13 protein-coding genes are annotated in these 14,494 nt (G+C 64.1%); 5 read left to right on the forward strand and 8 right to left on the reverse strand.

Translation table 11 applies throughout. The annotated features are described in order from the left end of the window. Positions 1 to 106 precede the first annotated feature (106 nt). From J2R99_RS04315 to J2R99_RS04340, 6 genes are all read right to left on the reverse strand, one after another. Entirely contained in the window at positions 107 to 895 is a 789-nt protein-coding gene (locus tag J2R99_RS04315) for a DUF4198 domain-containing protein (RefSeq protein ID WP_307153244.1), read from the reverse strand. Positions 896 to 917: 22 nt separating this feature from the next. Further along, positions 918 to 1,247: a hypothetical protein gene (locus J2R99_RS04320; protein WP_307153245.1), complete on the reverse strand. Its 330-nt coding sequence runs from the start codon at positions 1,245 to 1,247 to the stop codon at positions 918 to 920. Positions 1,248 to 1,452: 205 nt separating this feature from the next. Further along, complete coding sequence (locus J2R99_RS04325; protein WP_307153246.1) at positions 1,453 to 2,418, reverse strand: ABC transporter ATP-binding protein; 966 nt, start codon at positions 2,416 to 2,418, stop codon at positions 1,453 to 1,455. Continuing rightward, positions 2,415 to 4,400 (reverse strand): dipeptide/oligopeptide/nickel ABC transporter permease/ATP-binding protein, encoded by a 1,986-nt coding sequence (locus J2R99_RS04330; protein WP_307153247.1) that lies wholly within the window; start codon positions 4,398 to 4,400, stop codon positions 2,415 to 2,417. Before J2R99_RS04330 ends, J2R99_RS04325 begins: the two co-directional genes overlap by 4 nt. Further along, a complete protein-coding gene (locus J2R99_RS04335) occupies positions 4,397 to 5,344 on the reverse strand; it encodes an ABC transporter permease (RefSeq protein ID WP_307153248.1) in 948 nt (315 codons plus the stop codon). The genes J2R99_RS04330 and J2R99_RS04335 overlap by 4 nt, the downstream gene beginning before the upstream one ends. Positions 5,345 to 5,375: 31 nt before the next feature. Then, positions 5,376 to 6,947 (reverse strand): ABC transporter substrate-binding protein, encoded by a 1,572-nt coding sequence (locus J2R99_RS04340; protein WP_307153249.1) that lies wholly within the window; start codon positions 6,945 to 6,947, stop codon positions 5,376 to 5,378. Positions 6,948 to 7,173: 226 nt separating this feature from the next. On the opposite strand from J2R99_RS04340, the gene J2R99_RS04345 reads away from it, so the two are divergent. From J2R99_RS04345 to J2R99_RS04355, 3 genes are all read left to right on the forward strand, one after another. Continuing rightward, complete coding sequence (locus tag J2R99_RS04345) at positions 7,174 to 8,769, forward strand: phospholipase D-like domain-containing protein (protein ID WP_307153250.1); 1,596 nt, start codon at positions 7,174 to 7,176, stop codon at positions 8,767 to 8,769. Positions 8,770 to 8,880: 111 nt separating this feature from the next. Beyond that, a complete protein-coding gene (locus J2R99_RS04350) occupies positions 8,881 to 9,567 on the forward strand; it encodes an endonuclease/exonuclease/phosphatase family protein (protein ID WP_307153251.1) in 687 nt (228 codons plus the stop codon). Between the two features lie 210 nt (positions 9,568 to 9,777). Further along, complete coding sequence (locus J2R99_RS04355) at positions 9,778 to 10,005, forward strand: sulfurtransferase TusA family protein (protein WP_307153252.1); 228 nt, start codon at positions 9,778 to 9,780, stop codon at positions 10,003 to 10,005. A 32-nt stretch (positions 10,006 to 10,037) separates the two neighbouring features. On the opposite strand, the gene J2R99_RS04360 is transcribed toward J2R99_RS04355, so the two are convergent. Next, positions 10,038 to 10,718 carry an HAD family hydrolase gene (locus tag J2R99_RS04360; protein ID WP_307153253.1) on the reverse strand — a complete coding sequence of 227 codons (681 nt, stop codon included), beginning with the start codon at positions 10,716 to 10,718 and terminating at the stop codon, positions 10,038 to 10,040. Positions 10,719 to 11,053: 335 nt separating this feature from the next. On the opposite strand from J2R99_RS04360, the gene J2R99_RS04365 reads away from it, so the two are divergent. Together J2R99_RS04365 and J2R99_RS04370 are read left to right on the forward strand one after the other, a co-directional pair. Beyond that, positions 11,054 to 12,532, forward strand: a complete 1,479-nt coding sequence (locus J2R99_RS04365; RefSeq protein ID WP_307154137.1) for an alanine/glycine:cation symporter family protein — start codon at positions 11,054 to 11,056, stop codon at positions 12,530 to 12,532. Between the two features lie 120 nt (positions 12,533 to 12,652). Continuing rightward, positions 12,653 to 12,940 carry an HNH endonuclease gene (locus tag J2R99_RS04370; protein WP_307153254.1) on the forward strand — a complete coding sequence of 96 codons (288 nt, stop codon included), beginning with the start codon at positions 12,653 to 12,655 and terminating at the stop codon, positions 12,938 to 12,940. A 52-nt stretch (positions 12,941 to 12,992) separates the two neighbouring features. On the opposite strand, the gene pncB is transcribed toward J2R99_RS04370, so the two are convergent. Next, entirely contained in the window at positions 12,993 to 14,297 is a 1,305-nt protein-coding gene (pncB, locus tag J2R99_RS04375) for a nicotinate phosphoribosyltransferase (RefSeq protein ID WP_307153255.1), read from the reverse strand. Positions 14,298 to 14,494: the final 197 nt, after the last annotated feature.

Genomic DNA, 14,494 nt, shown 5'->3' on the forward strand with positions numbered 1-14,494 from the left:
GCGCAGTCGGCGCATCCCGAAGAAATGGCCTTTCATATCGATCCTCGACCCGTTTTCCCCCGAAACAGACCTCCCCGCCGACAAAACGGCGGGGAGGCACTCATTTTCATTTGAGGTCGTAGGCACGCACCCAGATGACCGCGTCCTGGCTCAATTCCTTGCCCTCATGCTCGGTGACGGGGCCCGAACCGAGCGCCGCAAAGCCCCAGAAGCCCGCCTTCGGAACGCCGAAGGTGAATTCTCCGTCCGCATCGGTCACCGCGACAAGGGCGCCGCCCGGCATCGGCGAGGCGGTCGGCTCGCCCGGCCTGTCGGCATCGATATCGGGCTCTGCCGCCATGTACTCGATCTCGATCTCCGCACCCGGCACCGGCTTTCCCTCGGAGAGAAGCACACCGGAGAAGGTCGACCCGGCGACGATACTGGTCGGCTTGTTCAGGGGCACGATCTCGGTCGGAAGGCCGACGGGCTCGTTCCAGCCGGTCGGAATGCCGCCCTTGTTGACGAAGGATTTCGTCAGCTGCTGGATGTAGATGTCTTCGCTTTTCTCGTAATAGGGCGCGGGCACCAGGGCGAAGATGTAGTCGCCGTTGCGCTTCACCGGCACGGTCGCCTCGAAGGCCTTCGCCTCGTTCCCAGCGCCGTGGAAGGTGATCGGCTCCAGCGTCGGGGCGAGATCCTGGCGTTCGCCCTTGAAGACCACGAAAAACTCCTCCGGCTCGCCCATATCCATGGCATGGCCGTTTTCCATCGGGTGCCAGAAGATCATTTTGAGCGGCAGATCTCCGGGCTTTTCGAGATTGACCTCGGGCGTGTAGACAAGCTGGAAATGCGCCAGCGCCGGGCTCGCAGCGAAAGCCGCAGAGGCGGCAAGAGCGAACAAGATCGCTTTCATCGTCGTTCTCCGCATGTTTGGATTATTCGACGATCTCGTCGCCCGGGACTTCGATCTGGTGGCCTTCGCCGCCGTCGAAGAGCACGGAATAAGCGCCATCCGGCTTGTCGAACTCGAATTCCGAGTTCTCGTCCATCTTGCCCTCGTTGAGGGTCTCGCCGTTCCCGTTCCTCACCTTGACCGGCACGTTGGAGGCCGAGGCGCCGTCGGAAAAACCACCCTCGCAGAGGACGGTCCCGTCACCATTGTCGTAGCAGGAGAAAAGCGGCGTATGCGCCAGAGCCGGCGTGACACTGAAACCGATCGCCGCGGCGATAAGGGCTCCGATTTTCATCTCGTGGCGAACCTTCACGATTGCGTCCTTTCCGAAAGGGCTTTGCAACGATGGCGGCTCGCTGACGATGCGCATGCGCAGGTCAGCTCGGCCGCCCGACCTCATCCCTGACTCTTATTCTCATATTATGATCTGAGAGGCCCTCCAATGCGACGGAGGACGGATGCGCGCTTTCGCCACGCATTTGCAGAAGCGTTCGAAACTGGGGCGGAGAGCCGCCCGCTCAGGCGGTTTCGGAGATCGGAAAGAAGCAGGCCGCCGCCTGCGTCGGCGACGGCCGATCGCTTGCAAGCGTCGGCCGCTCTTCCCGGCATTTCGCCTGCGCATTGGGGCAGCGGGGCGCGAAGGCGCAGCCCTGCGGCGGGTTCAAAGGATCGGGCAGTTCGGCAAGCTCCACCTCGCGGCGGATGCGTCTTTGCCCCGGCACCGGCGCCGCATCGAAGAGAAGCTTCGTATAGGGATGGCGCGGGCGCCGGAAAAGCTCGCGGGTTTCGGCAATCTCCACGATGCGGCCGAAATACATGACCGCCACCCGGTCCGACACATTGCCGACGACGGAGAGGTCGTGGCTGATGAAGACATAGGTGAGGCCGAGCCGCTCCTTCAGATCCTCCAGAAGATTGAGCACCTGCGCCTGCACCGAGACATCGAGGGCTGAGACCGGCTCGTCGAGCACAATGATCTCCGCTTCCGCCGCGAGCGCGCGGGCGATGCCGATCCTCTGCGCCTGACCGCCTGAAAATTCGTGCGGATAGCGGTCGAGGAAATCGGAGGCGAGTTTGACCGCCTCCATCAGCTCGTTCATGCGCGCTTTGCGCGCCTCTTTCTTCATGCCGAGAAGATGGATCATCGGCGCCTCCAGAATGGCGCGGATGGTCTTGCGCGGATTGAGGGCGGCCACCGGGTCCTGGAAGAGATACTGGATCTTGCGCGCAGTCTCCAAAGAGCCGGTGAGCGGCGTTCCTTTGAGCGTGATCTCGCCTTCCGACGGGCGGTCGAGGCCGACGAGCATGCGGGCGAGCGTCGACTTCCCGCAGCCGGATTCGCCCACGATGCCGAGCGTCTCGCCCTCCTTCACGGCAAGATCGACGCCCTGAACCGCATGCACGCGCGGGCGCGCGGTACCGAACAAGGTACGGCCGCCGCCGAAGAAGCGTTTGACGCCCGTCATTTCCAAAAGCGCGCTCATTGCCCCGCCTCCGCATGGGCGTCCACACGGGCGTCCGCAGCGGCATCCGCATCTTCGACGAGCGGATAGAGGCAGCGCGCCATGCGCCCCGGCGCCACCTCGCCGAGCGGGATATCGCCGGCCCGGCAATCGGGCTGCGCCCGCGGGCAGCGGGGTGCGAAGGCACAGCCTTCGGGCAGCCGGTTGAGCGGCGGCGGCAGGCCTTCGATCGCATCGAGCCGCCGGTCGGGATCGTCGAGAAGCGGCACGCAATCGATGAGTTTGCGCGTATAGGGATGCGCCGGCGCGTCGAGCACGTCCTCGGTCCGCCCCATCTCCACGATGCGCCCGGCATACATCACCGCCACCCTCTCGCAGATTTCCGAGACGACACCGAAATCATGGGTGATGAAGAGGACGGCGGTGTGCTTTTCGTGGCGGAGATCGTCGAGCAGCTTCAGGACCTGCGCCTGGACGGTGACATCGAGCGCCGTCGTCGGCTCGTCGGCGATCAAGACCTCCGGCTCGTTGACGAGGGCGATCGCGATCGCCACGCGCTGGCGCATGCCGCCCGAAAGCTCGTGCGGATAGCTTTTCGCCCGCTCTTTCGGGTTCGGGATCTGCACGGCGCCGAGAAGATCGACCGCCTTCGCCCAGGCCTCGGCGCGGCTCACCGGCTGATGGGCGCGCACCGCCTCGGCGATCTGGTCGCCGACGGTGAAAAGCGGATGCAGGCTCGACAGCGGATCCTGAAAGATCATCGAGATCTCGCCGCCGCGCAGGCGTCGGAGCTCGCCGTCGCGCATCTCCAGCACGTCGCGTCCCTCGCGCATCACCCGTCCGCCGACGATGGCGCCCGGCGGCGAGGGAACGAGGCTTGCGATCGACAGCGCCGTCACCGATTTGCCGGAGCCGGACTCGCCGACGAGACCCAGGCACTCCTCCTTGCCGAGCCTCAGATCGACCCCGCCGACGGCACGAAAGACGTCACGCCCGATCGAAAACTCGGTTTGAAGCCCGACGACGTCGAGCGCCCCCGTCTCGCCCGCCGGCATCTCCGGCACCTTGCGCCGCTTCACCTGCGTGCGCGCGGACGGATGGGCGAGCGCGCCGGAGCGCAGGCGTGGATCGAGCACGTCGCGGATGCCGTCGCCCAGAAGATTGATGCTCATGACGATGATGAAGATCATCACGCCCGGAATGATCGAGACGTAAGGCGCGGTGAAGAGGAGCTTCCGCCCCTCGCCCAGCATCGAGCCGAGATCGGCCTGCGGTGGCTGCGCCCCGAGCCCCAGAAAGGAGAGCCCCGCCGTCTCCAGGATCATCCAGCCGACCGTGGTCGAGAGCGCGATGACGATCGTCGGCAGGACGTTCGGAAAGATCTCCGTCGCGACGAGCCGGATCGGCCCCTTGCCGGAAAGCTTCGCCGCCTCGACGAAATCGCGCCGCGCGAGCCCCAGCGTGATGCCCCGAATGTTGCGGGCGAAGAAAGGGATATTGACGACGGCGATCGCATAAAGCGCGTTCAACAGCCCCGGCCCCAGAACCGCGACGATCGCGAGCGCCAGGAGAATGTACGGAAACGCCATCAGCATATCGATCCCGCGCATCATCAGATGGTCGGTGCGCCCGCCCGCATAGCCGGCGATAAGCCCGATGAGAGATCCGAAGAAGGCGGCGATCAGCGAGGCGGAGATGCCGACGGCCAGCGAGATCCGCGTCCCCCAGACGAGGCGTGAGAGAATATCGCGGCCGAGATGGTCGGTGCCGAGAAGATGTCCCTCTGAGAACGGCCGCTGCAGCCGCTCCGCCGGCGCCGTCGCGTCGGGCGGGGCAATCGGCAGAAGCGGAGCCGCCAGCGCCACCACGATAACGAGGCTGAGAAGAACGAGACCCAGAGCCGCCAGCCGGTTGTTGGCGAGAAGCCGCCAGGAGGCCGGCCGCGACGACCGTGCGGCTGCCGCGGGCTCGGCCTCTTCGCCAGGGTCTGCCGCAACGCTCATGGCTTCAGCCTCGGATCGAGCATCGCCTGCACGACATCGGCGGCGAGATTGAAAAGCACGTAGCTTGCCGCCACCACGAACACCCCGCCCTGGACGAGGAGCACGTCGCGGGTCGAAATCGCCTTCACCAGCATGTCGCCGATCCCCGGCCACTGGAACACCGTCTCGATGTAGACGGCGCCGCCGAGCACGAAACCCGCCTGAATGCCGATCACCGGAATGACGGAGACGAGCGCCGCCTTGAAGGCGTGACGATAGATCACCCGCCGCTCCGACAAGCCCTTGGCGCGGGCGGTGCGGATATAATCCTGGCGCAGAACCTCCAGCATCGAGGCACGCGTCATGCGCGCGATGACGCCCGTCGCCACGACCGCGAGCGTCGTCGCCGGCAGGATCAGATGTTTGGCGAGATCGAGCGGCCCGCCGCCGCCATAGATCGCCTCCATGCCGCTTGCCGGCAGCCAGCGAAGGTCGACGGCGAAGACGAGAATGAGAAGAAGCCCGAGCCAGAAGGAGGGAATGGAAATGCCGATCAGCACCAGAAAGGTGATGATGCGGTCGGCCCAGCCGAACTGGCGCACGGCCGAAACGATGCCGGCGAGAAGGCCGAAGATCGAGCACAGAACGAGCGAGGTGCCGGCGAGAATGAGCGTGGCGCGAAAGCGCTCCAGCACCTCGTCGATCACCGGCCGGTTGAGTGAATAGGAGCGGCCGAAATCGCCCTGCAGCACATTGCCGATCCAGACGAGATACTGCTCCGGCAAAGAGCGGTCGAGACCGAGCTGGCGGTTCAATCGCTCGACATTCTCAGGCGTCGCATAAGAACCGAGGATCGCCGTCGCCGGATCGCCCGGGATCGCCGCGATGATCAAAAAGACGATGATCGACAGCCCGAAGAGGACGGGAATGGCGGCCAGAAGCCGCCGGCCGATATAGCCAGTCATCGCCGCCCTCCCCGGCCGCCCCCGCGCAGATTCACTGCTTCGTCACGTCCTTCAGATGCAAGAGGAAGGAGGGCTGCAGCGAAAAGCCGCCGACCCTTTCCGTCGTCACGGCGTTCTGCTTCCAATTGGCGATGAAGATCCACGGCGCGTCGTCGTGGATGATCACCTGAGCCTCCTTGTAGAGCTTGGCGCGTTCGTCTTGATCGGTGGAGCGGCGCGCCTTTTCCAGGAGCTCGTCGACCTTCTCGTTGGAATAATAGCCGGAGTTGAAGCCGCCCTCGTCCGGCAGCGCATCTGAGCGCAAGGTGAGATAAGGCAGCGTATCGGGATCGTTGGTCATCCAGGCCATCTCCGCCATGTCGGCCTTGCCTTCCAATCCCGGATTCACCTGCGCCAGGAACGTGTTCCACTCATAGCTTTCGATCTTCGCATCGAGCCCCACTTTCGCGAGATCGGCCTGGATGGCGGTGCCCATCGGCACGGGATCGAGCATGCCGGAACCGCCCTCCGTCACATAGAAGGTGAGCTCCGCGTTCTCTACGCCGGCCTCCTTCAGGAGCGCCTTCGCCTTTTCCGGATCGTAGGGATAGGGCTTCACGTCGTCATTGTGCGCCCAGGCGAAAGCCGGCGGCACCGGCCCGGCGGCGACCTCGGCCGTGCCCTGCAGCACGTCGTCGACCAGAGAACGTTTGTTGACGGCGTAATTCACCGCCTGGCGAACGCGCTTGTCGGCGAACGGACCATCCTTGGTGTTCAAGATGACGTACCAGAGATGCGGCCCCGCCTGCTCGTAGACCTTGAAGGTCGGATCGTCGGCGAACGTCTTGAGGTTGTCCGGCGGCACTTCCACCATCACGTCGATGCCGCCCGACAGCATCTCGGCGATCCGCGTATTGGCATCGGTGATCGGGCGGAAGACGACGGCCTCGAGCGAGGGCGCCCCGTCCCAGTAATCGTCGTTGCGGGTCAAGACGACACGGGTGTTGGAATCCCAGGTCTCGAACTTGAAGGGCCCCGTGCCGACCGGATGGCGGCCGACATCCTTGCCGTATTCCTTCACGGCGTCGGGCGAGACGATGAGCCCCGTCGGATAAGCGAGATTGGACAGGAAGGGCGCGTAAGGCTCCTTCAGCTTGAAGACCACCGTCATATCGTCGGGCGTGGCGATCTCGTCGACGGAGGAGAAGAAGAAGGCGAGCGGGAAGGGTCCCGTATCATGATAGGGATGATCCTCGTCGAGCATCCTCTCGAAATTGAACTTCACCGCCTCGGCGTTGAAGGGCGTGCCGTCGTGAAAGGTGACGCCCTCGCGCAGATGGAAGGTGTAGGTCAGCCCGTCCTCGCTCACCTCCCAGGATTTCGCCAAAGCCGGTTCGGGCTCCAGCGTGCCGTCCTTGGTGCGCACCAGCCCATCATAGAGATTGACGAGAATACGAAAGTCGTTCGATGCGGTGACGGCGTGCGGATCGAGCGATTTCGGCTCGGCGATCTGCCCGACGATGAGAACATTCGGGGGCGTCTGCGCCTCGGCCTTCGGCACGAATCCGGCGGCAAGGGCAAGCGCGCAAAGCCCGAACAGGGCCGTTCGCCAGAGACCTCTCATCAGCGTTCTCCTCCATTGCTGTTGGCCCATTCCATCACGAGCCGCATCGGGAAAGCAAACCCGCCGGCCTCCAGATTTCGCGGCAAAAACCCGTCAGTCGCAATTTGCCGAAGCATTGCAAGCGCTTCGCCATGACGGGCGGATTCCCGCAGCCAGCAAGGCCGCGCCAAAGTCGCGCGGATCGAACCTTGGCCCCTTGCGTTCATGTCTTGGCGCTGCAGATGAGTTGCGTATCAGCACCAATCTCAAGCTCTTGAGGATGCCTTTGTCGCCAAGCTCGACCGAAATCGACACGTCTCGCTCGTCTTCCCCGCGCCCATCTCCCGATGGCGAGGGCGTAGCCTCTGCGAGCGGGTTCGAACGCATCCTGGAGCCTGGGCGCAATTGCTGGCGCATCGACACGGCCCACCGCGCGAGCCTCCTCATCGACGGCGCCACCTACTTCCGCCGCCTCGACGAAGCGCTCCGCAAGGCGCGGCACTCGATCCTCATCATCGGCTGGGACTTCGATGCGAGCGCGCAATTGCGCCCCGACAAGGAAGACGGCGAAACGCTCGGCACGCTGCTGCGCTCGCTCGTGGAGGAAAAGGAGACGCTTCAGGTCCAGATCCTGATCTGGAACCTGTCGCCGGTGCACACGCCGAGCGCCACCCTGCCGCTCATCGTCGGCGCCGATTGGGAGGAGCATCCGCGCATCGCGCTGCATCTCGACAACCATCACCCGGCCTACGGCGTGCAGCACCGCAAGATCGTCGTCATCGACGGCGTGCTCGCCTTCGTCGGCGGCATTGACCTGACCATCAACCGCTGGGATACGAGCCGCCATCAGCCGCAGGACCCGGCCAGGCAGACGGTGAACGGCGATTCCTACGACCCGATCCACGATATGGAGATGATGGTCGACGGCGCCGTGGCCCGTTCCATGGCCGATCTGGCGCGCGATCATTGGGAAGCGGCGACCGAGGAGAAGGCCGCGATTCCGTCGGCGGAAGGCCCGCAGGGCGGCGGAGAAGGCGAAGCCGAAGATCTATGGCCGGAGGATCTTGAACCGGATTTCAGCGATATCGACATCGGCATCGCCCGCACCGTGCCCGCCATCGATAAAGACCGTGAGGTGCGCGAAATCGAGAGCCTCACCTTCGACGCTCTGCGCGCGGCACGCAACACGATCTATATCGAGAACCAGTATCTGTCCGACGACAAGGTCGGCGATATCCTCGAAGAACGGCTGGCCGAAAAGGACGGGCCGGAGGTGGTCGCCGTCATCACGCGCGCCAATCAGGGCGTGATCGAAGGCTGGTTCATGGGCGGCAATCTGAACCGCATGATCCGGCGTCTGCGCCAATGCGACCGCTATGGCCGCTTCGGCATCTATCATCCGGTGGCCTCCGTCGACCCGCACCTGGAAATCATGGTGCACGCCAAGGTGCTCATCATCGACGACCAGCTTCTTCGCGTCGGCTCATCCAACCTCAACCGGCGCTCCACCGGCCTCGACAAGGAATGCGATCTCGCCATCGAAGCCCATGACGAAGACTGCCAGGCAATCATCCGCAAACTGCGCAACCGGCTGCTCTCCGAACATCTCGATTGCACGCCGGACACGCTCGCCCAGGTGAGTGCGGAAGAAGACACGCTGGTGAAGGTGATCGATCGCCTCAACACGAGCAACAAGCGGCTCATCGATTTTCCCGAGGTGAAGACACATGGCGCCAAGAAGCTGATGCCCGGCACCCGCCTGTTCGATCCGCGCGGCCCGATCGCCCTCTTCGGGCGGATCAGGCGCAAGGGCGGCCCGCATCGGCGCCGCAAGACCGGTTAGAGCCTCATCTTAGCCGGAACCGCAGCGCCCTGCCCCGCTTATGCCCAGGTGCAGACACGAAGGCCTTCCGAGACGTCAGAACTGCCGGGCATAGAGACGCATCTTCGCGTCATGACCTGGAACATCCACGGCGGCGCCCCCTGGGGCGGACGGCGCAACCTCGCGCGCGTCAAGGAGATCGTCGCAGCCCACGATCCGGACGTCGTCGCGCTGCAAGAGGTCGATTCCCGACGCAGCGCGGTTGAGGCGACCTCTGCCTTCGAGGAGCTTGCCGAGGGGCTCGGCACCTATGCGGCGCACGCCAAGACGATCATCGCCCCCGATGGCGAATTCGGCCATATGCTGATCAGCCGATTTCCCTTCACCGGCACCAGCGCCCACGACATCTCCATCGCGGGCCGCGAGAGGCGGGCCGTCATCGACGCGCTCATCGAAACGCCCGGCGGGCGGCTGCATGTCGTCGCCGCGCATTTCGGGCTCGGCTTTGCCGAAAGGCGCCATCAGGCGAGCCTCGCGGCCGAACTCACACGCGCAGACGCGGCCGCCTCTATCATGCTCGGCGATTTCAACGAATGGCAGTGGCGCGGCGCCGTACGACGCGTTCTCCTCAAGGCCCTGCCCGAGCGCACGCCGGAGCGGACCTTCCCCGCCCATCTGCCTCTCCTGTCGCTCGACCGGATCTATGGCCGTCCCGCCGGCCTCATCGTGAAGAGCTTCGTCGACCCCGCCGGGCGGCTTGCCTCCGATCACCTACCTTTGATCGCCGACCTGGATCTGGGAGCCGTCGCTCGCACCTGACCTCTTTTGCGCCGTCTCCCGCAGAGAAACGGCCCTCTGCGCCGTCTCTCCGGCCCGTGCCACGATCGGATCGGAGCCTCGAAAATGGCACGCTGTGCCATTGCGTCACGTCGGCAACCCCCTTGTCGGGGACCATTTGATTCTTACCGGCAAAGCGCCCGGTCGGCGTTGCGCCTGGCCGGTATTGCGCCCGGAAGGCGGGAGGAAAACATGGCTGATCAGGTTCTCGACGCGAAAGGGCTCAATTGCCCGCTGCCGCTCTTGCGCGCCAGGAAGGTCTTGGAAGAACTGCCCTCCGGCAGCACACTCGAAGTCTCCGCGACAGATCCAGGCACCGTCAGGAACTTCGAGGATTTCTGCCAGACGAGCGGTCACGAACTCGTGGAATCACGCACGGAGGGCGACGTCTTCACCTTCGTCATCAAACGTTGCGCGTGACGTGAACGGCCTGCGGCGCCGGCAGACATCGTTCACACCTCTTCCGTCACCGCAGGCGGCCCACACACGATCGCGGCCAACTCGCCGAGCGTGTTGATGACATGGTCGGGAGAGAGCCCCAGGCAGTCTGACGCCTCGCCATAGCCATAGCGGGCGAAACAGGCGGCGATGCCGACAGCGTTGGCAAAAGCGAGGTCGGCCCTGGTGTCGCCGACCATCAGATAATCGCCTGCCGGCCGCACGCCGAAAAGCGGCGCGACCCGCTCATGAAAGACCGCCGGATCGGGCTTCATCGGCGCGCCGGGTTCGGCCGCGATGACGGCACTCACCTCGGTCTCAAAGCGGGCGAGCGTCGCCTCGATGGCTCTCACCCCCTTGTTGGACAAGATCACGACCGCCATCCCCGCCTCTTCTAAGGCGGCGAGCGTCTCGCGTGCGCCTTCAAAAAGCTGCGTATGTTCGGCGTCGATCGCGGGATAATTGTCGCGATAGGTCTCAACGCACCGTGAGATCTCGTCCGGCGTCAATTGCGGCACCAGGACCGCCACGGCCTGATCGAGCGACAGGCCCGCCGCGATCACCTCTTGGATCTTCTCCCCATCCGGCATGTCGAAGCCGCGCTCGGCTAGCGTCCGGCGCATACAGGCAACGACCGACCGCCTTGTGTCGGCAAGCGTGCCGTCGAAGTCGATGAGGACGACGCGGTAGGACATGAGGCGAAACTAGGATGATTCTCTCAGAGATTCACGGGTGTCGTCGTCATCGCGTCGCCACGCGCCCTTCTGCCTGGCATGTCGCTCGTCGCGCCCTTTGGAGACTGAACCTCCGCGGCCTCATCGGACCCGCCCGCTTATGCAGTATCGTCTGGACGGAGAGCCACAAAACTCCGTCGGACGGGCGCGTCTATGCAGTTTTTATCATCATTATAGCTTTCTCTAAGCAACTCACTCCGCCCTCAGAAATTACCTTCTTTGCGGACTAAGAAACTTCGCACCATGCTAGGTTTCTCGGGCCAGAAGAGAGGCTCATTCAGCGAGGGGATCGGATGCTGGACGCTGTCATCGATTTCACAAACAACATTTTATGGAGCTACGTTCTCATCTACGGCTTGTTGGCCGTCGGTGTGTTTTTCACCTTCAGGCTCGGCTTCATTCAGTTTCGTCATTTTCCGGAATTCCTGCGCGTCGTGCGCGGCTCGCGCTCCAGCGATAAATCCGGCATCTCGCCTTTGCAGGCACTCACCGTGTCGCTCGCCTCGCGCGTCGGCACCGGCAATCTCGCCGGCGTCGCGGTGGCTTTGACCCTCGGCGGTCCGGGCGCCATTTTCTGGATGTGGATGGTGGCCCTCGTCGGCATGGCGACGGCCTATGCGGAATCGACGCTCGCCCAGCTCTACAAAGTGCGCAACGAAGACGGCGATTATCGCGGCGGCCCGGCCTTCTACATCGCGCGGGGCCTGCGTCTGCCCTGGCTCGGCGGCATCTTCTCGGTCTTCCTGATCCTCTCCTTCGGCCTCGTCTTCAATGCCGTGCAGGCAAATTCGATCGCCGATGCGGTGGAGGCGGCCTTCGGCATTCCGAAATTGTGGATCGGGCTTGGCCTCGCCATTTTGTCCGGCATCGTCATCTTCGGCGGCATCCGTCAGATCGCGCGGGTGGCCGAGATCATCGTGCCGTTCATGGCGATCGCTTACCTCGCCGTCGCCTTCTATGTGCTCATCGTCCACTATGCCGAATTGCCGGGGGTCTTCGCGCTCATCGTCAAAAGCGCCTTCGGGCTTGAGGAAGTGGCGGGCGGCGTCACCGGCGGCATCGCCGCAGCCATGCTGAACGGCGTCAAACGCGGCCTCTTCTCCAACGAGGCGGGCATGGGTTCGGCACCGAACATCGCCGCCGTCGCCACGCCCGACCCGCATCATCCCTCCAGCCAGGGCATGGTGCAGGCGCTCGGCGTCTTCATCGACACGCTTCTCATCTGTTCGGCGACCGCGCTGATGATCCTTTTGTCCGGCGTCTATACGCCCGGCCAGGAGGTCACCGGAACGGAGCTGACGCAGAACGCGCTCTCCGCCCATATCGGCGATTGGGGCGTCTATTTCGTCGCCGTGGCGATCTTCTTCTTCGCCTTTACCTCCATCATCGGCAATTACTCCTATGCCGAAAACGCCATGACCTTCCTCGGCTTCGGCGGCAAGGGAGGGCTCACGGTCCTGCGCATCGCAGCACTCTTGATGGTCGTCTGGGGATCGCTGCAATCGGTGCGCACGGTCTTCAACACGGCCGATGCCTCGATGGGATTGATGGCCACCATCAACCTCATCGCCATCGTCGCCCTGTCGGGCACGGTCACCAAGCTCACGCACGATTACTTCAAGCAGAAGAAAGCGGGCAAAGAGCCGACCTTCGACAACGACTTCTATCCAGAACTTGCCGGCAAGATCGACGGCACGATCTGGACGAAGCATGGCGATCTCGGCAAGCGCGACACGCAAGCGGCCGACGAAGAGACCGCTTCCAGCCGCGCCTGAGCCACGATCATGGACAGGTGGGGCTAATCAACCGAGGTGCCGGACCAGTGCCGGCACCTTCCGCATTGTGCCCGCGGATCGCTTTATTCTGCGGACCGGATTGCCTATCTCGCCTGCCTCATGGCTTTGCGTGATCACCCTGCCCACACCTGCTGGCTGTGCGGGCGCCCGCTCGGGCGGCGCGTCGAATGGCATCATCCGGTGCCCAAAAGCCGTGGCGGGCGGGAAACGGTGCCGATCCATCCGATCTGCCACCGCACGCTGCATGCGGTCTTCTCGAATGCCGAGCTTGCACGCTTCGAGGCGGAGGGCATGCCGCTCTCCGCCCATCCGGCGATTGCAAAATTTCTCGCCTGGATCGCCAACAAGCCGCCGGATTTTCACGCCCCGACGCATCGCCGGCGCTGATTGCGACAGACAGGCCGGCCCGCCACGCAGCCGCGCGGGCTCTCGCAGAGCCTCAGACGAAAACCTCGCGATCGATGCGGCCCTTGGAGCCGAAGACCTTCAGATAGCGCTCGATCTCCTCTTCCGGTCCGCTCGCCTTTCGCGGATTGTCGGAGAGCTTGACGACCGGATGGCCGTTGGCGCTGCTCACCTTGCAGACGAGCGAGATCGGATCGAGCGCCCCGCAAGGCTCCGGCGCGCAGCCGCGGAAATCGTTGGTGAGATTGGTGCCCCAGCCGAAGGACATGCGCGCCCTGCCGGAAAAATGCCGGTAGGTCTCCTCGATCGTGTCGACATCCATGCCGTCGGAGAAGATCAGGAGCTTTTCCGTCGGGTCACGTCCCTTCGAGCGCCACCAGGCGATGATCTCCTCGCCGGCGGGAATGGGCGGGGCGGAATCGGGGCGAAAGCCGGTCCAGTCGGCGACCCAGTCGGGCGCATTCTTCAAAAACGCCGTCGTGCCGTAGGCGTCGGGCAGGACGATCAGAAGATTGCCGCCGTAAAGCGTCTCCCATTCGCGCAGCACCCGGTAGGGTGCGCCCTGAAGCGCCGCGTCATCGGGCGACAGAGCCGCCTCCACCATCGGCAGCTCGTGGGCATTGGTGCCGATCGCCTCCAGATCGGCATCCATCGCCAGAAGCACGTTCGAGGAGCCGATGAAGGCGTCGCCCAGCCCCTCCTTCAAGGCCTCCACGCACCAGCGCTGCCACAGAAAGGAATGCCGCCGTCTCGTGCCGAAATCGGAGAGCCGCAAATTCGGCAGCCGGCGCAGCCGCTCCACCTTGTCCCAGAGTTTCGCCTTGGCGCGGGCGTAGAGCACGTCGAGCGCGAAGCGTCCCATCGGGCGCATGGCAGAGCGTGAGCGGAGCTCGTTGACGATGGCAAGAGCCGGGATCTCCCACATCGTCGTGTGCGTCCATGGACCGTGGAAATCGAGCTCGAACTGCCCGTCGACCCGCTTCAGCTCGTATTCCGGCAGGCGGAACTTGGCGAGCCAGGCGAGGAATTCCGGCTCGAAGATCTGCGAGCGGCCATAAAACGAATTGCCGGCGAGCCAGATCATCTCCTTCTTGGTGAAGGAAAGCGAGCGGGCATAATCGAGCTGGTCGCGCAGCTCCGCCTCGTCGATCTCTTCGGCGAGTTTGACGCGGCTCGTGCGGTTGATCAGCGAGAAGGTCACCTGCGTGTCGCGATGCAGACGCCAGATCATCTGCAACATCAGGAGCTTGTAAAAATCCGTGTCGAGCAGGGAGCGAACGATCGGGTCGAGCTTCCAGGTGTGATCGTAGACGCGGCTCGCGAGATCGGTCGTCGCCATTTAAGGATTTCCGTCTTCTTCGACGCCAGGGGGGAGAAGGGCCGTCCCCGAAAGGCAAGCCCCTGGGGGCGGCACAGTCAAGCATTCCTGGCGTGTGGAGAAAACGGCGAAAGCCAAAAAGCCGCGCCGGTGCCGGGGGATGAAACCTGCCGGGAGGATTTTGCGCACGGCGAACCGGCGCCAGCGGGCGATATGAC

It is taken from the genome of Rhodopseudomonas julia (assembly GCF_030813515.1).
Classification (GTDB): Bacteria; Pseudomonadota; Alphaproteobacteria; order Rhizobiales; family Afifellaceae; genus Afifella; species Afifella julia.